Below are 22,370 nucleotides of genomic sequence, written 5' to 3'. Positions count from 1 at the left end.
ATAAAAGGGAGCAGGCCAATCAATATTTGCTGCTTGTCTCATGGGAGAGCTTGGAGGACCATACGGTCGGATTCAGAGAGTCCGAGCAATATAAAGAGTGGAAGGCACTGCTCCACCATTTTTATGATCCTTTTCCCATTGTAGAGCATTATGAGGATGTGAGCTTGCAGCACGAGCAATAACCGAGACATGGAACACTAGCAAGATAGATGTATCTAGATCTAGGATAAGCCGAAGCCGTGTCGGCGGTCATCGTTAGATTGTATGTATGAGTGTAAGAGTGTAATCGTATACCAACCAGGGGGCTATGAATGATGAACATGGAAACCCAAGCGGCTGCAAGCCAATCATTGCACTTCAAGACCTCAGTTAAAGCTGGAAAGTATCATGCTGCATATGAGAAAAGTCTCGATCAATGGAAGATTCCGTACGCCTCATCTTATGTGCCAACACGTTTTGGGGCGACACATGTGATCTCTTGTGGTCCAATAGAAGGAAAGCCGCTTGTTGTGCTTCATGCGATGGGCTTCAGCTCGACCATCTGGCAGCCCAATATTGAAGTGCTTGCGCATTCTCACCGTGTATATGCAGTCGATTACATCGGGGATCTCAATAAAAGCGTACCCGAGACTCTTCCTGCATCAAGAGAAGATTGCAGAATCTGGCTCGACGAGGTTTTGGATCGTCTTCAGGTAGAAAAATGCTGCTTGGGCGGAATCTCCTATGGCGGCTTCTTAGCGATGAATTACGGCATGCATGCTCCTGAAAAGATAGAGAAGCTGTTTCTCGTGAGTCCGGCCGCTTCCTTTGTCCCTCTTCATCAAGCTTTTATTACGCGAATCATCTCTATGGCTGCTGTTCCGATGAAATGGAATGTGATGCGCTTTATTCGCTGGCTGTCACAGCATGATTTAAACAAGGCCTTGGTCGATCAATTCCATGCCGCCTTTCGTTATGGCTCGATGTCGCTTAAGGTTCCTCCAAGCGTCTATACAGACGAAGAACTCAAGCAGCTTACGATGCCTATCCTACTGCTGCTTGGCGATCAAGAGGTGATTAGTGATGGGCAGCAGGCTTTTAAGCGAGCAGGAACGCTGGGGGCTGAATGGGATGTGGAGATGATCGCAGGCGTCGGACATCTTCTTAATCTGGAGAATCCTGAATATGTAAATAAGCGCATCGGGCAGTTCTTGGCTCGAACATGAACAATAGAATCAAGAGGTGATATCGTATGGATGATCAACATAACATGAATATCCCTCCACTAGCGAGGGAGGTTAAGGCAAAAGCGGAAGCCAGAGGATTTACGATGTCCTGTGATAATCTGACGGGCCAACTACTGCGAGGGCTGATTGCGTCTAAGCCGCATGCTCGAATCTTGGAGCTCGGTACAGGAGCAGGCTATTCCACAGCTTGGATTCTAGAAGGCATGGATCAAGCCTCCACATTGACAACCGTTGAGTACGATGAAGAGCTTGTGGCGATTGCAAGATCGACCATTCAGGACGAGCGGGTAGCGTTTCATGTGTGTGATGGAGCCGTGTTTATTGAGCAGCAGCTTGCACAACGCTACGATGTTATTTTTGCCGATACGTGGCCAGGGAAGTTCAATTTGCTGGAGGAAACACTATCCATGCTGAAGCCGAATGGGTTGTATATCATCGATGACCTGAATCCTCAGCCGAATTGGCCAGAAGGGCATGGGGACAAGGTACATGCCTTAATTGAGTATTTAGATCAGCGAGATGGCTTTCATCGAATCAAGCTGGATTGGTCGACAGGCTTGATGATACTGACAAGAATATAATCGGAGGTTGGATGGTGAACAAAGACTCTAAGCAGACGTTGATCATACTCATTCATGAAATCTACGGGGTCAATGACCATATCCAGCATATAGGCGACCTGCTGAGGGCTAGAGGGGTGGAAGTCATCATTCCTAATCTGCTTAATCGGGCAGCCTTTTCTTATATGGAAGAAGATCAGGCGTACCATTACTTTATGAAACATATCGGTTTTTTGCGAGCTGTGGATGATATCCAATCTGTAATACGAGCGAATCGGGAGAAGTATGAGCATATTGTCCTCATTGGCTTTAGCGTTGGCGCTACAACAGCGTGGCTGTGCAGCACATTTGAAGTAGACGCGATCATTGGGTTCTATGGATCAAGGATCAGAGACGCAGTAGAGATTAACCCAAGCTGTCCCACGCTTCTATTTTTCTCTCAAGGGGAGAAGTCATTTCAAGTCTCCGCTCTAGAGCCAGCTCTTCGAGGCAAGCCGAATACGCATCTTGAATGGATTGATTCGAATCATGGTTATATGAATCCTTACGGCCGTCATTTTGATCAAGCGCAATATGATTACGGCTTAGCACGCAGCTTTGCCTTTTTAGAAGAAGTTATTGAGTCTAGCAAGATCGAATCCAGTGTCAATATCACGCCTATCCAACAGCACAACAAGATGAGAGTAAAAAGGTCTGATGAGGCATGTAAGTCATGAGTGCTGTGAGTTCGTTGCTGATTATTCTTTTACTAAGCTTCTCTTATATGCTGATTTATCGATGTTTTAACAATAAATGGCTGAGAGACTACGCCGGTTACAGCCTATATGTATGGGGAGTTATCCTTCTTGCAGTATCACTTGTGGTCAAGGACAATATGATTTATGCGCTCCCTCATAAGCTTGAAGCAATCCTGCTCCCCTTTGTTGTGATCCTTGTGCTCAATATAATCGCAGCTCGCTATTCAGGCTATCGTCCTGTAGGAAGATTCCATATTTTCAACTTTGTGTTTATATATCCTCTGCTTGAGGAAATGCTCTTTAGAGGAATAATTCTTCCGATCTTCACTAAGCTCCTTTCTCCAACGGAATGGATTGAACTTCTGTGGCTTCCTATAACAATGCCAGTCTTGTTAACGGCATTGTTATTTGCCATCAGTCATTTGCAGTACTACAAGCTGAGCAGACAGAGCGTGATCTATATGCTCTTTGCTTTCATAGGGGGAACGATCTTTGGAGCAATGACAGCAGCGACCGGATCGATATGGCCATCATTGCTGCTGCATATCCAATTTAATGCAATGTGCGTCTTGCATAGTCGACGGTTCGGTGCGGCAGCTGAGCAATTTAAGGAATAGGCTGGCTAAAAAGCGGCTTTTTCCAAAGTCGCTTAGACACTATTAATGCAGGGAGGGCGTTGTATGATACGAGATATGATTATCCGATTAGCAGCTCCTGAGGATGCAGCTGAATTGGCTCGACTCAATGATGAGTTTAATGGGGTAGGGCGCTCACCTGCTGAGATCGAAGAAAGCCTTCGGCAATCCAAAGAGATCGTGCTGATCGCTTTTCTTAGGAAGAGGGCTGTTGGATTCATTTGCGGCCAATATTTTCGGTCCTTCTGCTACAGCGAGCTTCAAGGCGAAATTACCGAGATGTACGTGATGAGAGAAGCAAGAGGGCAGCGCATTGGGACCTCTCTCATTAAGAAGCTGGAGGAGGAATTGGAAAAGCAAGGGGTCCAATCGATAAAAGTGCTGACAGGAAACGATAATTACAATGCCAGAAGAGTGTATGAACAATCTTTCTATGAATTGGAAAATGAAGTGATACTGCACAAAGAGCTGAAATTGTGGTAGACGATAGTCTTATCCCGCATGCGATAAGGTGAGTGAGATGCACTGGAGATTCAGTGAACATACCCCATTATGGTTATTTATTATAATGATCTTGCTAAGAGTGGTGATGACTGTATTCCTAATCGGAAGTACTGATCAGTAGGAGGTCAAGTCATGAGGTTGTTTCATTTCAGCGAAGAAAGCGAGATTCGTATCTTTCATCCGAGAGTAAAGGAGAATCGAAGGGATATGCCGCCTGTCGTATGGGCTATTGATGAAGAGCATGCCTTTACATTTTACTTTCCGCGTAATTGTCCACGGTTGGTCTATACGAAGCATGAGGGGATCACAGAAGAAGATCAGCTTCGCTTCTTCGGGCAGACGGATGCCGATATCGTGGTGACAGTAGAGACCAACTGGTTCCACAGAATGCGTGATACGGCGATCTATCGATATGAGCTCCCAGCGGATACATTTGAATTGTTCGATGCCTATGCGGGGTACTACATATCACAAGACACGGTTGAGCCTATAGAAACCGTGAAGATCACCAATGCTATGGAGCAGCTGATGGACATGAATGTCGAGCTGCGCTTTACACCGAATCTGCATCAGCTTCGTGATGCGATTCTACAATCCTCCATTCAGGACTTTGGCATCCATCGTTTCGAGCATGCCAGGCCTCGGGAGGAGGTTTGACATTGCTGACCCATGTCTATATGATCAGGCATGCAGAATCATTCTTTGTGTTCGGAGAAGAACGCACCCGGGGATTGTCCGAGGAAGGCATTAGGATGGCTCAACATGCTGCGGAGCTGTTGAAGGAGGTTGAACTTGCTGCGGTTGTCTCAAGCTCTTATACAAGAGCCATCCAGACGGTGCAAGCGATAGCGGATCAACGGGGCATGCCTGTGAAGGCTTATGAAGAGCTTAGAGAGAGGCCCATCAAAGGTCTTGATTATAAAGCGCCATGGGAGGAGCTTGAGCAGGCCATTGAACGATCTTTCTCAGATTGGGATTACGCGATGGCGGGCGGGGAAACAACCAGACAAGCTCAGCAGCGCTCCATCCCTATTCTTGAAGAGCTGCTGGCGCAGTATCAAGGACAAGCTTTCGCCATAGGTACGCATGGCAATATCATGGCGATCATGCTGAGCTATTACGACCAGCAATATGGATATGCATTTTGGAAAAGCACCTCCATGCCTGATATCTACAGGCTGGATTATGAAGACAAGCAATTGATTCATGTCGAACGGATCTGGGCTTCACCTGCTGCTTTGATCTGAATAGGAATGAGCGGCTTGTAAGCTGATAACGAATTGTTCTGTTATCAGCTTTCTTTATTTTCCAGCATGAGGATAGAATGGTTGACGAAGGAATTCCTCGAATCCTGTCGAATCCATCATGTATGATGAAGAAACGAAAAATAATGATGCTTGCTGGATTGTTTTTGTTCATACTGACAAGTATTCGTTTTGTATGGATAGCGTATCACAAGACTCCTGATCATCCTCATGCTGTTCAAGGAATTCTGGACTTGAGCAAGTGGGACTTTGCGTTAAACCGTTCCATTACTCTTGACGGGGAATGGGAGTTTTATCCTAATAGCTTGCTTGTGGATCATCCACTCACTATAGACGAAGCATATAGAAAACAAAGAAGTGAAAGAAGTTATATCCAAGTGCCAAGTGACTGGTCATCACTACTATCGCCACAAGACCATCGTACAAATGGATATGCTTCCTATCGTTTGCGAATCCGGATCGACGCTGAACGTCAGCAGTCCTATGCGCTTCGGATGGCGGGAATTGTGTCTGCGTCGGCAGTATATGTGGACGGAAGAAGGATTGGACATTCAGGCCAGCCCGCAATAGCTGAAGAGCATTACATTTCCAGAAATGTTCCATATACGGTCTCCTTTACGACAGAGAATGATGAGATCGATCTCGTTGTTCACGTCGCCAACTATGACGATACATTAAAGGGAGGAATACTTGAATCTATCAAGTTTGGAAGCGAGGCAGCCGTCAACTCGGAGCAGACGATATCGACAAATATGCAATGGCTGATGTGCTTTTTTCTATTGATTCACATTATTTACGGCATTGTCTTATATGTTGTCGGGTTGCGTGAGAAGTCATTAGTCTATCTATGGCTAGCTGCATGCTTCGCCATCATGATTACATTGGTTGACGATCATCGATTGCTGTTTCATTTCCTTCCATTCCACTATGAATGGTTCATTCGATTGTTTCAATGGTCGTATTTAGGGGTTGCTTTGTTCCTAATGCTTGGCCTTCGGGAGATTCTCCCGAAATATGCCACAGGCAGATTTGTGAGATACTTTATTTGGGTGATTACCTTCTATGCGATCTTTGTCTTAATCGTTCCAGCCAAGTACTCCGTATGGGCAATACCTGCCTTCTATGTTGTTTATACCTTGTTATTTCTGTATATTCCAGTCGTTACGTTCCGTACCGTGATGAACAATTATGAGGATGCGCTGAGCTTGGCTTTTGTGGCTACTGCTTTTTCGACCAACGTGATTTGGGGATTAATGAAAAATGCAGGATTGATTGAGAATGTGTACTATCCAATCGATTTTTTTGCGGCATTCATCGCATTTGCCGTGTTTTGGTTTAGACAATATTTGCGAACGGTGCAGCAAACAAAAAACGATGCGATCAAGCTGCAACAAGCGGATAAGATGAAGGATGAGTTTTTGGCCAATACGTCTCATGAGCTTCGTACACCTCTTCATGGTGTAATCAATATTGCTCAAAATGTCCTTGAGGAAGAACGCGGTTCACTGCGAAGCGAGAATGTTCAAAATTTAGAAATGCTCATCTCGGTTGGCAAGCGGATGTCCTTTATCATTAATGATCTGCTCGACTTTACGCAGCTTCGGGAAGGGAGGGTGCTGCTGAAGCTGGAGCAGGTGCGTGTACAATCCTTGGCATCAGGTGTGCTGGATATGCTTCGCTTTATGATTAAGGGCAGGCCCATTCAACTTATCATGGCTATTCCCGATTCATTTCCTCCCGTACAAGCAGATGAAAAAAGACTTGTTCAGATTCTGTTTAATCTCGTTCACAATGCGATTAAGTTTACCGATGAGGGAACGGTTGCTGTCCGCGCAGAAATTCATCAAGAGATGGCCTATATCTATGTCGAAGATACTGGGGTGGGCATGGATGAAGAATTACAGCGGAGGGTGTTTCGAGCTTATGAGCAAGGGGATGTTAACAGAATTGCCTCTGTGGGTGGAATAGGTCTTGGACTCAATATTTGTAAGCACATGGTTGAATTGCATGGTGGTTCGTTGTTTGTGCAATCTACTGTGGGTGAAGGTTCTGTATTCTCAATTACGTTACCGCTGTCCAGAGCTATGGATGTGCAGGAGGATAACAGGCTTGTTTCCCCTCACGTTGCTGCCTCCATGCCGAACGAGCAGATGGACGACAGCTCTGGCAGTATCTCTCTCCGGCATCAAATGCATCATAAGCTTAAGCGTCAAATCTTAATTGTCGATGATGATAATGTAAATCTTAAGGTGCTTGCTGATATGCTGCCTGCAGCTCAGTATGTTGTCGACACAGCCTGGAGTGGATCGGAAGCAATTGCGATGTTAGATAAGAAACAATGGGATCTAATCATTGCAGATGTCATGATGCCCATGATGTCCGGCTACGAGATGACAACTTTGGTCAGGAAGCGCTACTCTCTGTCAGAACTGCCGATTCTTTTATTAACGGCACGCAGCAATCCCGAAGATATTCATTCTGGCTTCATGGCCGGTGCCAACGATTATGTAACGAAGCCCGTCGATGCCTTGGAATTGCGATCAAGAGTGCAGGCGCTGACGGATTTGAAGCAGTCTGTGCACGATCGTTTGCGCATGGAGGCTGCTTATTTGCAGGCACAGATAAAGCCTCATTTTCTATTCAATGCGCTTAATTCCATTACAGCGCTCAGTACGATTGACCTGGATAAGATGAATGGGATGATTGATGCTTTTAGTTTATATTTGAGATACAGCTTTGATTTATTGAATGCTGAGAAGTTTGTTTCAATTGAGCATGAGTTGGAACTTGTTCGATCCTATTTGTACATAGAGCAGGTACGCTTCCCTGATCGACTGGAGGTTGTCTGGGACGTTGAGTTCTCAACCGAAGTGCTGCTGCCGCCGCTTACCATCCAGCCATTAGTAGAGAATGCTGTTCGTCATGGACTTATGAAAAGGGCGCAAGGCGGAGTAATACGAATTGTGATTAGAGAAGATGCGCAGGCACTTCACATTAACATCTTAGATAATGGTGTTGGAATGGATAAAGAGCTGGCGGCTCAATTGCTTGACGGAGATGGTGATGCACAGAAAGGAATTGGCTTGAGTAATACGGATCGCCGCTTGAAGCAATTGTATGGCAAAGGGCTGCGGATTGACAGTGCACTTCATCAGGGGACTACCGTATCGTTTAGCATTATAACGGAATAGAATGAGAGAGGGGCTTGCTTCTTTTAAGCAAGCCTCGTTTGTCTTGAATTTGGCTGCATGCTCGAACAGAATTTATCTCTCCTGCTTCAACTGGAGCATCCATTCACGATACCAGGCGGTAATGTCCTCGCTTGGCAGGTCTTCGAATTCATTTTGACACATACGCTCAAGCTGGTTGTAGTACTTTTTCACTTCCTGGGGCTGATGAAGCAGGGCATGAATCTGCATATGTCGGAAGTAACCTTCCTCGCTTATCGGGAATCTCTCGATTATTTTTCGGTTGAGAATGAGGGCTTCGGTATAATGTTCCTGCCCCATATAGTGTTCGGCAATGTCTTCCGCAAGCTTCAGCCACAGGAGCCGCAGCCGCTCCCACTCTGATTCTGCCCAAGGGTAATGATGCTCTTCGAGGAAATTCCCCGTGTAGGCTTGCAGCGTATCAAGATGCTGCTCCAAGCTCTTTTCATCAATCTGAGGCAAGCTTCGCACCTGACGCTCCCACTCCTCAAAATCAAACGTCAACTCACCTACAACTACCCGATAACCCTCGTCTTTATATTCAAGCTTAAGATCGAGTCCAGCTCTTTCAATGGTCTTGCGAATATGATAGATGGCGGTATGAAGCTGTGCGGTTGCACGCTTCGTATCGTAGCTTGGCCACAACAGGTCCATGAGGCTTTGCTTGTGTATGGTTCTATTTTTGTTGTACAGGAGATAAGCGAACAGCTCTTGCGCCTTCTGGGTTTTCCATGAAAATTGCTGAATAGCTCCCTTTGCATCGTGATAATTCAAACGCTGCAGGCAGCACAGCATGACACTTGCCGGCTCCGTGTCCTTGTTTGACGGCTTATTTTGCATATAGCTGTGAAGCCGATCAAGGGATACCGCTAATCGCTCAGGATGCACAGGCTTAAGCAAATAATCAAGCGCGTGGATGTCGAAGGCCTTCACCGCATATTCCTGATAGGCGGTTAGAAAAATAATAGGCAGCCCAGGCTGGAGCTGCAGGAGCTGCCAAGCCAGCTCTAAGCCGTTGATTTCAGGCATTTCAATATCTAAAAAAGCGGCATCGAACCGAATATGCTGTGCAAGTTCTAAGGCGTTTGACGGATGTATGCATGCTTCCACCTGCTCAAAGCATAGGTTCGGATTCTGCTGATCTGCAAGCAGCATTTTCATTTTCTCCAAAGCTAGCCACTCATCGTCTACAATCAAAGTATGTAACCGCATCACTTCGGGTAAGCCTCCAATTCTTATCTTCAGACAGGATAACGATCTGAACATGCACAACTCCCGCAGTGCTTCAGCGTTCACATGTTCCAGTCGGAAGTTGAATAGGCATGATCTATGTTTCTATTCTAACTCTCTTTCTTTATCTTGACAGCTAAAACAAAGGAAAAAGTAGGACATTCTAACTATTTAATCATCATTCTCTCAATCATTTCTCAATTTAAGATCGATAAAATTGCCATGACAGAATTCAAGGGACATGATACGATAGATATAACTAACTACGAGAATTGGATAATGGCAAACCCTAGCGAAAGCAGGGGACGCAAAGCCACGGGTCTAAGGCATCTCAGGATGCGATGACAGCCGGGTTGCCCTAATCGCGATCATCTTGCGTTATTTGCGCTGCCGCTAGGGCGGCGCTTATTTTTTATCAGCATGGGCTTCCGGACGTTCATCTCATTCGACAATTTCGTAATAGAAGGGGAGAAGGTTGATGAGGAACACAAGACGCAGTATACGTTCACTGTCTGTTGTGATAAGCGCTTCGCTTGCCATTATAGTACTGCTTCCTAACCTGCAAGCGTGTGCGCTGCCAGCGAAGCTTGATCATCGGACAAGCGTAGCATCGCAAGTCAAGTCTGCTGCACAAGCGGCATCCCAATTTCAAGGGATATCGATTGGAATGAACAAGCAGCAGCTTATCGATACACTCGGCAAGCCTGCGAGGGTGGATGCTAGTGAGTATGGGTTTGATTGGTATATCTACAATAAGGATTACAAGCACTACCTTCAAGTCGGTGTGCGCAAAGATAAGGTCGTTGCGCTGTATACGAATGCAGCGGATTGGCAAGCAGCGAGTGGAATCGGCTTCGGCTCATCCAAAAAAGAGGTGGAGGCAGCGTACGGCGCTTCTTTGACCGAGATTAAGAAAGGCCGGACCATCTATCACTATAATACCGCTAAAGATCACTACAGTATGCATCTTGTGGACGGGGCATACGCGACCATATTCTATGATGTCCATCAACAGCAGAAGGCCACCTCGATACAACTGATTGAGAAGAATACAGAGCTCTCGTTCATGGGTTATTACGGAGAGCCAAGCGAGGAGCTGCAGGGCAGCTTTGAGAAGCAAGTGTGGGATCTGACGAATGCTGTTCGTGTTCGCAGCGGAAAGAAGCCGCTGCAATGGAATGACAAGATTGCTGGAACAGCAAGAAAACATAGTGTGGACATGTCCAAAAGGAACTTCTTTGCCCACGCGAACCCAGATGGCAAATCCCCGTTTGACCGCATGAAAGCAGACCAAATTAAATATATGAAAGCGGGGGAAAACATTGCAGCCGGGCAGCCTAGCGCTATCTATGCCCATGAAGGCTGGATGAATTCCAAAGGGCACCGAGAGAATATCTTGGGTGACTACACACAATTAGGGGTTGGGGTAACGTTTGGTGGGAAGATGGAAACCTACTTTACACAAAATTTCTTTACGCCAAGAGGATAAGAATAGAATGGTTAAATAGGAATTCATATTCTTCAGCATCAGCTTTCTTTTCCTAAATAGGCTTCCTACATCTCATGACAGCAAGGCAGCGGTCTTGTCGATAATCGATATCGACAGGACCGCTGCCTTTTTTCATGATTATTTAGCTTGGCTGCTACGATGTTAGAGAGGATTTAATTCGTTTTTTTCTCCATTTTGGCTTTTACGATAAGTCGATGGGTAGCCGTATCGATCGGTTCGCATGTTATCAAGGTCAACTCTGAATCTTCTTCATTCTGCTCCAATACCGACATGTCATCAGGGGTGACGATGAACTTGGATTCAACGGTATAGGTATGGATCTGATCTGATGTCTCTAGATCAATGGAATCTCCAACTTCGAGCTCATCCAAGCGGTTGTAGTGTCTGCCAAAGGTCAGGCTGCGATGGCTTGCCAGCACAAAGTTCCCGACTTCCCCAGGCATTCGGTCTGGTACGACAATGCCGCTACCGAGCTTTAGCGATTCTTGCGTTGCCCCTTCTACCATAGGCTCTCGAAGATCAATCTTGGGAATGTTAACCGTGCCGTATACAGCGTGTCCATCAATTATTTTTGGCGAAAAGGTATTGGTTGGACGAGATGATGGCTCTGAAGAAGTAGTAAGGGGATGGCTTGATACAGTCGCTGCAGGAAAGTCACCCCATTCTGTTAATAGCCGCAATTCTCTTTGATATTCGTTATATTGAGACCACTTGGGATAAATAACGAGCACGAGGCCTATAACCAAGAACAAGATGGCGGCCGTTCCAAGCAGCTTTGAACGTATGTTGTGAATTGAGATATGTATACCTCCTAACTCCAAGGTTGTCCCTTTATTGTAGCGTGTGGAGAGTTTATTTGCCATCTTATATATGTGTACGAATGCTCATTTGATCGCATGATAAGCATGGCTTAGGGGAATAATTCCTGTTACAGGTCAAGGAGGGAGAACACATGACGACATTAGCAGCAAAGATCAGAACAGAGTTGTCAACTATGCTTAATAACAGCGCGGATTGTGTGACGCGTGAATTAGGTCCTCGATTGGCGGTAAGCTATATCTCTGGGGTTATCGATACGTCCAAGCTGCAAGAGTCCATCTTGGAGCCTCTCGCTTATGGCATGGAAGAGCTCACGATAACAGCCATTCAAGATCATCTGCCAATTGGAGAGATTGAAGCTGCGCATGATATGGATGATATTGTCGTCAGGCTGCTCCGAGGCTGGGTGTGGATAGCGCTATCAGACGAGACGGGAACGATGATTGAAGGCCTCTTGTGCAATGCAAGCAATCCGCCATCGCGTAAGCCAGGCGTATCTTTAGTAGAGACTCACGTCCTTGGGCCGAGCATTAGTTTTACGGAGTCCATATCTGTCAACACGGGACTGCTGCGTTCTTATATTACGAATCCGAATTTGACCAATGAGGAACTGGAGATTGGGGAGAAGACACGAACAAGATTAAGCTTGTTTTACCTTAAAGACACGGTTGATGGTGAGCATTTGGACAGAATTCGTGAGCGATTATCGCATATTCATGTTGATGGTCTCTATAGCAGCGCGATTCTGCTGTCGATGCTTCAGGATAATCGCTACACCTTGTTCCCGCTTATGACGTTGTCCGAGAAGCCCGATCGTGCTGTTCAAGCGCTGTTGGAAGGGAAAACGATCATTTTTGTCGATGGCGATTCCCAAGTGCTGATCTGTCCAAGCACCTTTGCTGATATGTTTTTCTCCGTAGAGGATCGATACTCAGGCTGGGGAATAGGATTGTTCCTGCGCCTGCTCCGCTTGTTTGCTTTATTTATCTCTTTGTTCTTTACACCATTTTATGTAGCCGCGCTTACCTTCCATTATGAGGTGATTCCAACACAGCTTCTGCTGCCATTGATTGAATCTCGTTCCAAGGTTCCTTTTCCTCCGTTTCTAGAAGCGCTTCTGCTTGAGATTATTATGGAACTGGTGCGTGAAGCAGGGGTCAGACTGCCAACAAAGGTCGGGCAGACGATGGGGATCGTTGGGGGTATTGTTATCGGTCAGGCCGCTGTACAGGCTGGCTTTACGAGCAATATTCTCATTATGATTGTGGCACTGGCAGCACTTGGATCGTTTACCGTACCGAACTATCTCATGAGCTCGAGCATACGCTTAATACGTTTTCCCCTGATCATCATGGCAAGTCTGTGGGGGTTCCTTGGGATTGTCGTGTTGATGGTGGCCTTTACCATTCATCTATTCAAATTAACGAGCGTGGGCAGACCCTATCTGTTTCCGATGTATCCTTTCCGAGTGAAGGATCTCATCAATGATCTTCTGCTCACTCCGAAGTCGTATCACACGGCACAAACAATGTATACAAAGAATGAAGGCGCAGGAAGTTCAGCCATTTCAAGCTCCACATCAAGCAGTGACATCGATGATTAAAGAATAGCGAAAGGATGGTCCGACATGAAAGCCGATGTAATGCCTAAGCCCCAAAATATGTTTCAAGCGTACATGCTGCTGTTTCTCATTTCAAGCGGGCAGATCGGTGTCGGGATCTTTGGCTTTCAACGCATTGTTGGGATGCACTCGGATCACGATGCGTGGATCTCCGTGATTGTTGCAGGCATCGTATCCCATATCGTGGTAGGGTTGATGTTTTGGATTTTATCGAAGCATGAATCAGCAGACTTGTACGGCATCCATCAGCATTTGTTCGGTCGATGGATTGGAAATGGATTAAGCATGGTGATGATGGTGTATTACGTTATGGTATCTGTCACCATTGTTCGAACCTACATTGAGCTTATCCAATCATGGATATTTCCTACCTTCCCGACATGGGTTTTGTCGATGACGCTGCTTCTGCTGGCCTGGTATGGGATTACGGGGGGGATTCGCTTAATTGCCGGATTAAGCACGATCAGTTTTTTCGTTATCCTTTTCTTTATAGGGACACTGTATATTTCACCGATAAAATACGCTTCTTGGAGCCATCTGCTTCCGATTGGAGAAACATCCCCTTGGGCCATTATGAAAGGGACGATCAGCATGGGGCTGACAATCAGCGGCTTCGAAAGCATTTTTTACATTTACCCCTATATCAAGGACAAGTCCAATGGGGCGAAATATGCGCAGTACAGCTTGTTGTTTTCTAATATCATTTATCTTTTTATGATGATTATGGGCATTGTCTACTTTAGTAAAGGTCAACTGACTCGATCAATTTGGGCCTCGACCAGCATGCTTAAGATCGTCAAGTTCCCTTTTCTTGAACGACTAGAGTATATCGCTTCTTCCGTATGGATGTTCGTTGTCATCCCTGGACTCATGATCTATATATGGGTGCTGGGCAGAGGGTTCAAGCGTATGATGGGGTGGAAGCAGCGAATGATGACGCCAATCATATGCTTCGTGATCTTTATTGGCTCATTGATATCCCAAGACCGAGAACATATCCATATGCTTAGCACGTTTACCGGAAGATGCGCACTATTTGTTGTTTTTTTATATCCTGTTGTCTTGTTCTTGTTTCAAACTTTAATCTTGGGGATACGTGATCAATCCGATAAGAAAGGGGCTGCGGAATGACTTTTCGTAAACTGTGCCTTCTCCTTCTTGTTTGCTGCATCTTCCTCACAGGATGCTTTGACAGCTCAGTTATACTTGAGCGACTTTCCATAAGTGTAGCAATGGGATTTGATAAAAAGAATGACGAAGAGATGGTCGTTACGACCGTATTGCTCGCAGCTCTTCCAGAAGCGACAGAAGCCTCGCAAGTTCTCAGTGTAACGGCCGATACCAGTAAAGGAGCAAAAGACAAATTTGATCGTGAAGTGTCAAGAAAGCTAGTGAGCGGACAAGTTCGAAGCATCATCTATGACCGGGGGCTGGCGAAGGAGGGGATTATGAATATCGCGGATACGTTAAGCCGTGATCCTGCCTTTGGGGATATGGTTTATTTGATGGTTAGCAACGAATCATCTGAGGATTTGCTGCATTACAAATATACGCATTTCCCTAATGTGGGGCTGTATCTTGGGGAAATGATTGATCAGAATATCGAACTAGGCTGGCTGATGCCCTCAACCATCCACTACTTTCGCAAACGCTTCTACAGCGTGGGAATAGATCCAGCTCTTCCCATCATCGAGCGTAAAGGTAGCCTCTTGAATGTGAAAGGATCTGCAGTCTTCCGAGACGATAGAATGGTTGGAGAAATCTCGGCTAAGGAGTCTTCCTATCTGACGCTAGTGAGCAACAAGATCAAGCCATCCTCTTTACAGATTGTGATGAAGAAGGATGGGCTTAGCAAATATATCAAGCATGACACTCAACGTACACCGACCGTTAAGGTGGATCTGCGAAACCTTAATTTTTCTACGTCAGTTAAGCTGGTGTCTGCCAAAGACCTTCAATTTGAAGTCAACGTCAAGATGGATTCGGAGCTTCAAGAAATCTCGGCAGATTACCACTTTTCCATACCGGGCGCTATCGATCTGCTGGAGCGGGAGATGAAGTCACACTTGGAGCAGGAACTGCTTGCTTTCTTCGAGCATCTCCAGCAATTAGGTTCTGATCCTGTTGGATTTGGCGAGATCTATCGCAGCTCCGTTCGCCATTCAGGCTTGACGAAGGATCAATGGAGAGATATGTTTCCTAAGGCAGCGTTCAAGACCAATGTGAACATTAGACTGGTACGGACAGGCACTATTGAGTAACCACTACCCGATAAAAAAATTCCAATTCCTCCAAGAATGATTGTATAATCTATTCTTGGAGGGATGATGATGCTTAAACATATCTTAACATTAGGTTCAGCAACCGTACTTATCATCCATGTTGGCATATTGTACTGTTGGATATTCGCATGGGAGCAGCTCGTCACCACGACGGGAATTGCATTATGGGTAGGCTCTATTTTTGCAGGCCTCATGATTTATGCTGGTTATCGCAAATTTGATCGTTCGGGTACGGTGAGCATGCTCAGTCGAAGAGTGGTGCTTAGCTCAACACTAGTTGCCATGGTATTGGCAGCGTTCGCGATCATTATACAATATACAATGTCCTCCATGATTTAACGTTATCTTCTTCCAAGTCATATTCCGTTGACCATTCCGGATTGCAATTCCTACTCGATAGCTATGCCGGCTGTGCAGCATCGCTATACCGCATCATTTCACCATTGTTTCTCGATGAATAAGAATAAGCTTAGGGATTAAACGCTCTAAGACAAACGGGTGATTTTTGAAAATGGAAATAGTATTTATAATCATTTTGCTCCTTATGGGAGCATGGCTTCTTTATGTTACGATGCTGCTAAAGGCACAGATCAAAGCGAGCAAAGATATTGAACAGGCCGTCTACCGATTAATTGATATAACAAAGAGCAACAAATAATAAATTTGGAGGAAAGGGAGCTGATGATGAGCTTTCTTAAAGGATTAAGCTTGAGAGTCATTCTTGGGGGCATATGCATTGCTGCAGGTATCATTCTTATATTAGTGTATCGTGCGGATGATTCAACATTAACACAGGAAACAATCCCCGCTCATATTCTGGCTCGAGCTATTGACAGTGCTGGCGGCAAACGCCATCTAACCGGCTTCACGATACAAGCACAGAAGCGAATTGGAAGGTACGATATTTATGCTTTTTCCTATGACTATCAGCATAGCGAAGCAATGAGTGGGTATGCCGTCTATGAAGAGGATCAAGAAGGCTATAAGTTAAGGATGGATACCTTGACTTTTCCACTTAAAAACGTGTCTGCACCAAGCATCAAGGAAGGACTGCATTTCATTACGCTGGATGGCATGCTGATTGCTGCAGGCGTAGTCGGATCTGAGGAACCTTATCGCTATGAGATAAAGTCGGGACAGACGATCATTCAAGAGGAGTATAAGCACAATCAATATTTTATTAAAGGCTATCTGCTGGACCGTCCTGATCAATTCTCCATTACTCCTTTGCCGCTGCCATGATGATTCCGAATGAAATCACACAAGTTGTACATATGCTTCAGTCTGTAATGAAGGATATGCTTACAGGGATCTACCTGCATGGCTCTCTTGCCATGGGCTGCTATCATCCTGAAGGCAGCGATATCGATCTATTAATCGTGGTGAAGCAGCCGTTGACATCGACCATGGCACGGACCATTGTGGAGAGGGTACTTGAAGTCGAGCAAGGAATGGAAGGTCATCGCGGCTTTGAATTCAGTGTCGTACACGAGCAGGCATTAAGGCCATTTCAACATCCGCTGCCCTATGAACTTCATTACTCGGCCTATCATCGCGGACGCTATGAGAATGAACCGGGCTACCGCTGTGGACCTGGCGTGGATCAGGACTTGGCTGCACATGTGATGGTTGCGCTTGAACGAGGCATGTGCCTATATGGAGAGCCTCTGCTGCACTTCTCAGATTCTGTGCCAAGAGAAGCTTATGTGGATGCGCTCATCTACGATATCGAACATGCAGCAACGGAGATTGTGACCGAGCCTGTGTACATCGTTCTAAATCTTTGCAGGGTACTGCAGTACTTGCAAGACGGGGCGGTATCATCCAAGCGAGAAGGCGGTCAATGGGGAATTGTTCATGTGCAAGACATCTATCATGGCTTAATCAAGGATTGCCTGCATGCCTATGACCATGGAGAGGATCAGCTTTCACTGGATAAGGAGCAGGCGACCTCCTTCGCACGTTATATGTTAACGGAAATCCACCGCCTAATAGAAGAACAGCGAGTCGATGAAGGAGAAGTATAATCGTATAAACTAGTCGCTGTACGCTGCGTCCATCTGCTGCACTCGCTCAAGTTTTGTATGCTGGAGGAGGTTTAGATGACCATCTAAGGCATATTGTTTGATTTGGATGGCACACTGCTTGATCGAGATGCTTCGCTGCTTTCATTTGTAGAGGATCAATATGATCGCCTAGAGGCTTTCCTATCCTTCACGAGTTGCTGCAGCTGCTAAAGAATAATGATTTGAAGCTAGGCATGATTACAAATGGCTTCGATCGCTTCCAAATGAATAACATCGAAGCGCTAGGCATCAAGGAATACTTTGACGCTATTCTTATATCTGAGAATGAAGGTTTGCGGAAGCCAGATCCCAAGATTTTTGAGCGAGCGTTAAAGAAGCTCAACGTAATGGCAGAAGAAACGATATTTGTAGGCGATCATCCGATTCATGATGTAGCGGCCAGCCGTGCATTAGGGATGCAGGGATGGTGGAAGGAAGATCGTGTTGCGAAAAATAAGGTTGCGTGTGATTACGTGGTTCGAGATCTATTGGATATCCATCATTGTCTTTATGCTTTACTTAGGCTTGTCCTACGTGGATCTAGTGGTGGATCATCTTCTATTTCATTGGTCAGCTGTCGAGGAAGATGGACGCGCATTAACGCTGTGGGAGAAAGCCGGAGAGCTTCGACATGATGTGTGGGAGACGAGCTTCATTGCCCCCGTGCTTGTCCTGCTGGCAATCATTACAGGCAGGCTGATAAGGGGTGGCAGAGCACAGTCAAGCGTGTAGATATTAGGTTCTGTTTATGACAAGAAGTGAGAAAGAGGGAATGGCACTGTGCATTACACAAATGTGTTATTTGATTTAGATGGTACGTTAACAGACCCGAAGCTAGGCATAACCAAATCTGTGCAGTATGCGCTTCAGAGAATGGGCATAGCCGTTGACGACCTTGATCAGCTTGAACCATTTATCGGACCGCCGCTGATGCAGTCATTTCAGGAGCTGTATTCTTTTTCAAACGAGCAGGCTCAGCAAGCGATTGGCTACTACCGAGAATACTTTAGCGAACATGGAATATATGAAAATGAACTGTATGATGGGATAAAAGAGCTGCTCGTACAGCTGCGTCTAGAGGAAAAAGTGCTGTATGTCGCCACATCCAAGCCAACGGTATTTGCGGAGCGAATTCTACGCTACTTTGATATAGACTCCTACTTTCGCTTTGTTTGTGGAAGCAATTTGGACGGAACCCGTTTAGCTAAAGGGGAGATTATTGAGCATATTGTGAAAGAGCAGAATTTGGAAGTTGGTCGGACAGTGATGATTGGGGACCGAAAGCATGATATCATCGGCGCGAATCTCAATCATATGCAGTCCGTAGGTGTGGAGTTCGGCTATGGAAGCAAGCAGGAGCTTGAAACTGCTGGAGCAGCCCATATCGTTGAGACGGTAAATGAGCTTCGCCGATTGTTGTGCAGTGCCAGTTCTTGATGGTTATAAGCAGTACAACAAATAGAAATTAATGAGAGCGGCTTTGGTCCTGAATTTTTCTGGGCTGAGGCCGTTTTGTCTTAGTTGATATGTTTCTCAATTAAAAGCAATTGTAGGCATGCAGCCCCCCTTGCATGGTTCGTTATTCACTGTCGACCACAAGGGGAGCGCATCCATATAAGGACCGTTCATATAAGCTTGATAAGATCATTATTGTCGCTTAATCTGACCTCGAATCTCTCCGGCTGGAAAACGAGTAGTATGAACATTGACGTAGGTATTGCCTCTCTTTATTTCACGAATAAGATCCTGAATAGTTTTGCCTTGCAGTGGTCCAACGAGGTCTTGGTTTGTAAGCGTTCCTTGTACTACTCCTCGTCTTACTGTAATCCCGAATTTGGAAAGACCGAACAAAAATGCGACGACAGGACCATTCTGATCTCTGCGCCCCAGATGGATATGTGCTTGAGTCACTTGAGAAATATTACGGACTACTAATCGAAAAGTTAAGCGATTGCCTGCACGATTTGTACGAAAGACTGCGTTACCGCTTGCGATCGTTCGAACAGGAGGTACCTCATTTCTTCCGCTCAGTATGGCCTTGAATATACTCACAGAAATCACTCCTCCGCTTCTATTCAGTCTGTATAGACTATTCAATAGATGAGAAGTGTGGTTATGCGAATGACTATTCTTTTAACCACGCTCAACAAAGTAATAAAAGGCCATGTTGATGTAATATAATTCCATTAAGCATTTATTTAAGCCGAACCACCAAGAGAAGATGGCTGTAAATGTTTGTGGCTCCTTATGCCTTTATCAGCTTCTTTCCGGCGGCTTTCTTATTTGGCAAATCAGGCTGGGAGTATTATGGGTGGCTGGCTCCGCTTGTCGTGATCTATGCGATGCTCGCTTCTATTTATATCTTCCAAAGAGGGCTGGTTAAATATGAAAGTGCGGGTCATTAAGGATAGACGAAAGCTCTTATATGTCGACAAAACAAGACATAGGCTTTCATTGCAATCAACTTCCAATATACGGTACAATTTCTTGGTGGATCTGTAAAAAGAGATATATGAGGAGGGATGATCAACGGATCCGAATTGTGAGCGTTCATTCTACATGTGCAGGCTATCACTGTGAATAGCAGAGTCAATACAATATGACTATAAGAAGGAGAGGCAATTTCGCGTTATGAGATCGTTTTTGTTTTCGCTGTCGGTTGGAGGGGCATTTCTCGCAATCTACTATGTATTTCAAATTATTTCTGAATTCTATCAAACGGTCGATTATACGCCTGACGTCATGAATAGCTACAAAGAGGTAGAACAATTAAAGAACCATGCAGATTTTGCGGTTGTTCAAGGCTTTCCTATTATCGAGATTATGCTCTTAGTGCTAGGAGTCGCAACTTATTATATCGTGAGGGCTATTAGAGCTAGAAAGCCGATTGTATAGGATACGGAGGTTTAACTGCGAGTAAATGTTATAGGGCTTTAACTTTTATGTGGTTCGTAAATAGCATTGGGTGATAGGTCATGGTATGATGATGTTAAAATGTTGAGTTTGTATTTGAGGATAATGATGCAGATGGATTGCCGTCGGCAAGAAATCATCGAATAAGGCAGAATAACTGACTAGAGGCAGGTGGCAACAAGATGCAAGAAACGGTATCTATCCTTGGGATCCCATTCTCCAAGTGTACGATGCAGGAGACGGTTGACCGATTAAGTAACCATATAGAGGACCAGCAGGCATCGCTTCTTCACTTGATTACGGTCAATCCGGAGATTGCGATTCGCTGTCAGCGAGATAAGGAAGTACAGCAGATCGTGAAGGAAGCCGATTGGGTTACGCCTGACGGAGTAGGTATTCTATATGCATCCAAAAGGCTAGGGAATCCAATTGCAGAGCGTGTCACGGGATACGAGCTGCTGCTCAAGCTGCTTGCGAGCGGCAATCAACAGCAGTGGGGGTTCTACTTTTTAGGTGCAGACGAAGAGAGCAATGCACAGGCGGTTGCGCATGTTCAACAGCATTTTCCACGTATTCGCATAGCAGGCAGACATCATGGCTTCTTTGCCTCTGAGGAAGAGACTGCGATCCTTTCGGATATTCAATCATCCAAACCCAATATACTGATCGTAGCGATGGGAGCTCCTTACTCGGACAAGTGGATCTCACGCCATAAGGAAGCACTAGCCGATGTCAAATTAGTATTTGGAGTTGGAGGGAGCCTTGATGTATTATCAGGTAAGGTAAAAGAAACGCCAAAGGTATGGAAGCAGTTGAACCTGGAATGGCTGTATCGACTGCTCACCGTTCCCCCAGCTAAAGGCCAAGCTTCAAGATGGCGCCGCCAGACGGCATTGCCTGTATTTGTGTATCGTGCGATTATCCGCAAGCCCACCTGAGAGATCTAGGCCACACCAACTAGATCTCTTTTTCTTTAAAGTTCTTCACATGGGAAGGAGAAGAGGATGAGATGAAAGCAGGCCTTAGTGTTATAATATTTATCGTCATCGAGAGCTTCTTTCTATGGATGTATGGATTGGACCCCAATGCTTCAATAAGTGTTATGACAGCACTCTCAATTATTATTACCCTGCTCATTATGATATTGATTAATCAATTGGAACTGCTGCGATATGTTCGCCAAGATCGAAACCGAGCGAGAAGAGAGAGGATACAACAAATGAATGCAAGAGCAGTTGCCGGCCCCGCAGAGGAGGAATTACAATGAAGACTTTAAAGCAATGGATACCAAGCCTTGTCATTGCTGTAATCATTACGCTTGGATTCAGGACGTATGTGGCTGAAGCGATGAAGGTTCCGACAGGGTCGATGATCCCCACGATTGAGGTCAATGATCATGTATTCGTAGAAAAATTAATATGGCTGACAGATATCGATTATAATGATCTCGTTGTCTTTCATCCTCCTGTGCCAGAGAAAGAGAAAGAGAAATATGTCAAGCGTGTGATTGGTCTGCCTCACGATGTTATTCAGGTAAAGGACGGTTTGCTGTATCGCAATGGAGAGGTCATCGACGAGCCTTATCTGAATGAAGAGATACGCTACCTGTATGGTCCTGTAGAAGTGCCAGAGGATCACTACTTTGTGCTTGGTGACAACCGCAACATCAGCTATGATTCGCATATGTGGCCAACTCCTTTTCTTGAGAAAGATCGTATTGTGGGCAAGGTGCTAATGGTTGTGCCTACTCATGTATTTTGGCAATGAGTACATAGGAGACGATTCTTCCGATA

Annotated in this window: 25 protein-coding genes, 2 pseudogenes and 1 riboswitch; of the genes and pseudogenes, 24 read left to right on the top strand and 3 right to left on the bottom strand. The window is 45.4% G+C overall.

The genetic code is table 11. The features are described 5' to 3' along the window. Window positions 1–8: 8 nt before the first annotated feature. The 9 genes and pseudogenes from B9Y93_RS09535 to B9Y93_RS09495 form a co-directional block, all read left to right on the top strand. Window positions 9–182: pseudogene (locus B9Y93_RS09535) on the top strand (antibiotic biosynthesis monooxygenase family protein); the annotation flags it as partial. A gap of 129 nt (window positions 183–311) precedes the next feature. After that, the gene (locus B9Y93_RS09530) at window positions 312–1,205 is read left to right on the top strand and encodes an alpha/beta fold hydrolase (RefSeq protein WP_085494190.1); all 894 of its coding nucleotides are present in this window, start codon (window positions 312–314) and stop codon (window positions 1,203–1,205) included. A gap of 26 nt (window positions 1,206–1,231) precedes the next feature. Next, window positions 1,232–1,807, top strand: coding sequence for an O-methyltransferase (locus tag B9Y93_RS09525; protein WP_085494189.1), 576 nt, complete (start codon window positions 1,232–1,234; stop codon window positions 1,805–1,807). 11 nt (window positions 1,808–1,818) lie between these two features. Continuing rightward, the gene (locus tag B9Y93_RS09520; RefSeq protein WP_085494188.1) at window positions 1,819–2,502 is read left to right on the top strand and encodes a dienelactone hydrolase family protein; all 684 of its coding nucleotides are present in this window, start codon (window positions 1,819–1,821) and stop codon (window positions 2,500–2,502) included. Next, window positions 2,499–3,140: a CPBP family intramembrane glutamic endopeptidase gene (locus B9Y93_RS09515; protein ID WP_240968158.1), complete on the top strand. Its 642-nt coding sequence runs from the start codon at window positions 2,499–2,501 to the stop codon at window positions 3,138–3,140. The genes B9Y93_RS09520 and B9Y93_RS09515 overlap by 4 nt, the downstream gene beginning before the upstream one ends. 63 nt (window positions 3,141–3,203) lie before the next feature. Then, the gene (locus B9Y93_RS09510; protein WP_085494187.1) at window positions 3,204–3,641 is read left to right on the top strand and encodes a GNAT family N-acetyltransferase; all 438 of its coding nucleotides are present in this window, start codon (window positions 3,204–3,206) and stop codon (window positions 3,639–3,641) included. Window positions 3,642–3,794: 153 nt separating this feature from the next. Further along, complete coding sequence (locus B9Y93_RS09505; protein WP_085494186.1) at window positions 3,795–4,319, top strand: DUF6886 family protein; 525 nt, start codon at window positions 3,795–3,797, stop codon at window positions 4,317–4,319. Window positions 4,320–4,321: 2 nt separating this feature from the next. Further along, window positions 4,322–4,909 (top strand): histidine phosphatase family protein, encoded by a 588-nt coding sequence (locus B9Y93_RS09500; RefSeq protein WP_085494185.1) that lies wholly within the window; start codon window positions 4,322–4,324, stop codon window positions 4,907–4,909. A 251-nt stretch (window positions 4,910–5,160) separates the two neighbouring features. Next, window positions 5,161–8,118 (top strand): ATP-binding protein, encoded by a 2,958-nt coding sequence (locus B9Y93_RS09495; protein ID WP_244903353.1) that lies wholly within the window; start codon window positions 5,161–5,163, stop codon window positions 8,116–8,118. 72 nt (window positions 8,119–8,190) lie between these two features. Here B9Y93_RS09495 and B9Y93_RS09490 read toward each other — a convergent pair whose 3' ends face one another. Next, window positions 8,191–9,348 carry a response regulator gene (locus tag B9Y93_RS09490; RefSeq protein ID WP_085494184.1) on the bottom strand — a complete coding sequence of 386 codons (1,158 nt, stop codon included), beginning with the start codon at window positions 9,346–9,348 and terminating at the stop codon, window positions 8,191–8,193. 289 nt (window positions 9,349–9,637) lie between these two features. Beyond that, window positions 9,638–9,727, top strand: a riboswitch (cyclic di-GMP riboswitch). Window positions 9,728–9,844: 117 nt separating this feature from the next. Here B9Y93_RS09490 and B9Y93_RS09485 point away from each other — a divergent pair. After that, window positions 9,845–10,855: a CAP-associated domain-containing protein gene (locus tag B9Y93_RS09485; RefSeq protein ID WP_085494183.1), complete on the top strand. Its 1,011-nt coding sequence runs from the start codon at window positions 9,845–9,847 to the stop codon at window positions 10,853–10,855. Window positions 10,856–11,028: 173 nt separating this feature from the next. Here B9Y93_RS09485 and B9Y93_RS09480 read toward each other — a convergent pair whose 3' ends face one another. After that, a complete protein-coding gene (locus tag B9Y93_RS09480; protein ID WP_244903352.1) occupies window positions 11,029–11,697 on the bottom strand; it encodes a class D sortase in 669 nt (222 codons plus the stop codon). 131 nt (window positions 11,698–11,828) lie between these two features. On the opposite strand from B9Y93_RS09480, the gene B9Y93_RS09475 reads away from it, so the two are divergent. The 9 genes and pseudogenes from B9Y93_RS09475 (at window position 11,829) to B9Y93_RS09440 (ending at window position 19,101) form a co-directional block, all read left to right on the top strand. Further along, entirely contained in the window at window positions 11,829–13,298 is a 1,470-nt protein-coding gene (locus B9Y93_RS09475; RefSeq protein ID WP_085494181.1) for a spore germination protein, read from the top strand. 24 nt (window positions 13,299–13,322) lie between these two features. Further along, window positions 13,323–14,447 (top strand): GerAB/ArcD/ProY family transporter, encoded by a 1,125-nt coding sequence (locus B9Y93_RS09470; RefSeq protein ID WP_085494180.1) that lies wholly within the window; start codon window positions 13,323–13,325, stop codon window positions 14,445–14,447. After that, window positions 14,444–15,577: a Ger(x)C family spore germination protein gene (locus B9Y93_RS09465; RefSeq protein ID WP_085494179.1), complete on the top strand. Its 1,134-nt coding sequence runs from the start codon at window positions 14,444–14,446 to the stop codon at window positions 15,575–15,577. Before B9Y93_RS09470 ends, B9Y93_RS09465 begins: the two co-directional genes overlap by 4 nt. Window positions 15,578–15,646: 69 nt before the next feature. Continuing rightward, window positions 15,647–15,937 (top strand): hypothetical protein, encoded by a 291-nt coding sequence (locus B9Y93_RS09460; RefSeq protein WP_085494178.1) that lies wholly within the window; start codon window positions 15,647–15,649, stop codon window positions 15,935–15,937. A 342-nt stretch (window positions 15,938–16,279) separates the two neighbouring features. Next, window positions 16,280–16,840, top strand: coding sequence for a hypothetical protein (locus B9Y93_RS09455; RefSeq protein WP_085494177.1), 561 nt, complete (start codon window positions 16,280–16,282; stop codon window positions 16,838–16,840). Between the two features lie 32 nt (window positions 16,841–16,872). After that, window positions 16,873–17,625: an aminoglycoside adenylyltransferase domain-containing protein gene (locus B9Y93_RS09450; protein WP_176228881.1), complete on the top strand. Its 753-nt coding sequence runs from the start codon at window positions 16,873–16,875 to the stop codon at window positions 17,623–17,625. A gap of 233 nt (window positions 17,626–17,858) precedes the next feature. Next, a pseudogene (locus B9Y93_RS25120) lies at window positions 17,859–18,092 on the top strand (HAD family hydrolase); the annotation flags it as partial. A 16-nt stretch (window positions 18,093–18,108) separates the two neighbouring features. Continuing rightward, entirely contained in the window at window positions 18,109–18,396 is a 288-nt protein-coding gene (locus B9Y93_RS24850; protein WP_244903351.1) for a hypothetical protein, read from the top strand. Window positions 18,397–18,444: 48 nt separating this feature from the next. After that, entirely contained in the window at window positions 18,445–19,101 is a 657-nt protein-coding gene (locus tag B9Y93_RS09440; RefSeq protein ID WP_085494175.1) for an HAD family hydrolase, read from the top strand. A gap of 210 nt (window positions 19,102–19,311) precedes the next feature. Here the strand turns inward: B9Y93_RS09440 and B9Y93_RS09435 are convergent, their stop codons facing one another. Beyond that, window positions 19,312–19,716: a CHRD domain-containing protein gene (locus B9Y93_RS09435; RefSeq protein ID WP_085494174.1), complete on the bottom strand. Its 405-nt coding sequence runs from the start codon at window positions 19,714–19,716 to the stop codon at window positions 19,312–19,314. A gap of 179 nt (window positions 19,717–19,895) precedes the next feature. On the opposite strand from B9Y93_RS09435, the gene B9Y93_RS09430 reads away from it, so the two are divergent. The 5 genes from B9Y93_RS09430 (at window position 19,896) to lepB (ending at window position 22,344) form a co-directional block, all read left to right on the top strand. Next, the gene (locus tag B9Y93_RS09430; protein ID WP_085494173.1) at window positions 19,896–20,069 is read left to right on the top strand and encodes an ABC-2 family transporter protein; all 174 of its coding nucleotides are present in this window, start codon (window positions 19,896–19,898) and stop codon (window positions 20,067–20,069) included. A 226-nt stretch (window positions 20,070–20,295) separates the two neighbouring features. Then, on the top strand, window positions 20,296–20,559 hold the full coding sequence (locus B9Y93_RS09425; RefSeq protein WP_085494172.1) for a hypothetical protein: 264 nt from the start codon (window positions 20,296–20,298) through the stop codon (window positions 20,557–20,559). Window positions 20,560–20,759: 200 nt separating this feature from the next. Then, window positions 20,760–21,515: a WecB/TagA/CpsF family glycosyltransferase gene (locus B9Y93_RS09420; RefSeq protein WP_085494171.1), complete on the top strand. Its 756-nt coding sequence runs from the start codon at window positions 20,760–20,762 to the stop codon at window positions 21,513–21,515. 71 nt (window positions 21,516–21,586) lie between these two features. Beyond that, window positions 21,587–21,844, top strand: coding sequence for a hypothetical protein (locus B9Y93_RS09415; RefSeq protein WP_085494170.1), 258 nt, complete (start codon window positions 21,587–21,589; stop codon window positions 21,842–21,844). Continuing rightward, window positions 21,841–22,344, top strand: a complete 504-nt coding sequence (gene lepB / locus B9Y93_RS09410) for a signal peptidase I (RefSeq protein WP_085494169.1) — start codon at window positions 21,841–21,843, stop codon at window positions 22,342–22,344. The genes B9Y93_RS09415 and lepB overlap by 4 nt, the downstream gene beginning before the upstream one ends. The last annotated feature ends 26 nt before the right edge of the window (window positions 22,345–22,370 follow it).

It is taken from the genome of Paenibacillus aquistagni (assembly GCF_900177815.1).
Classification (GTDB): domain Bacteria; phylum Bacillota; class Bacilli; order Paenibacillales; family Paenibacillaceae; genus Paenibacillus_B; species Paenibacillus_B aquistagni.
This window is presented reverse-complemented; position numbering and strand designations above follow the sequence as displayed.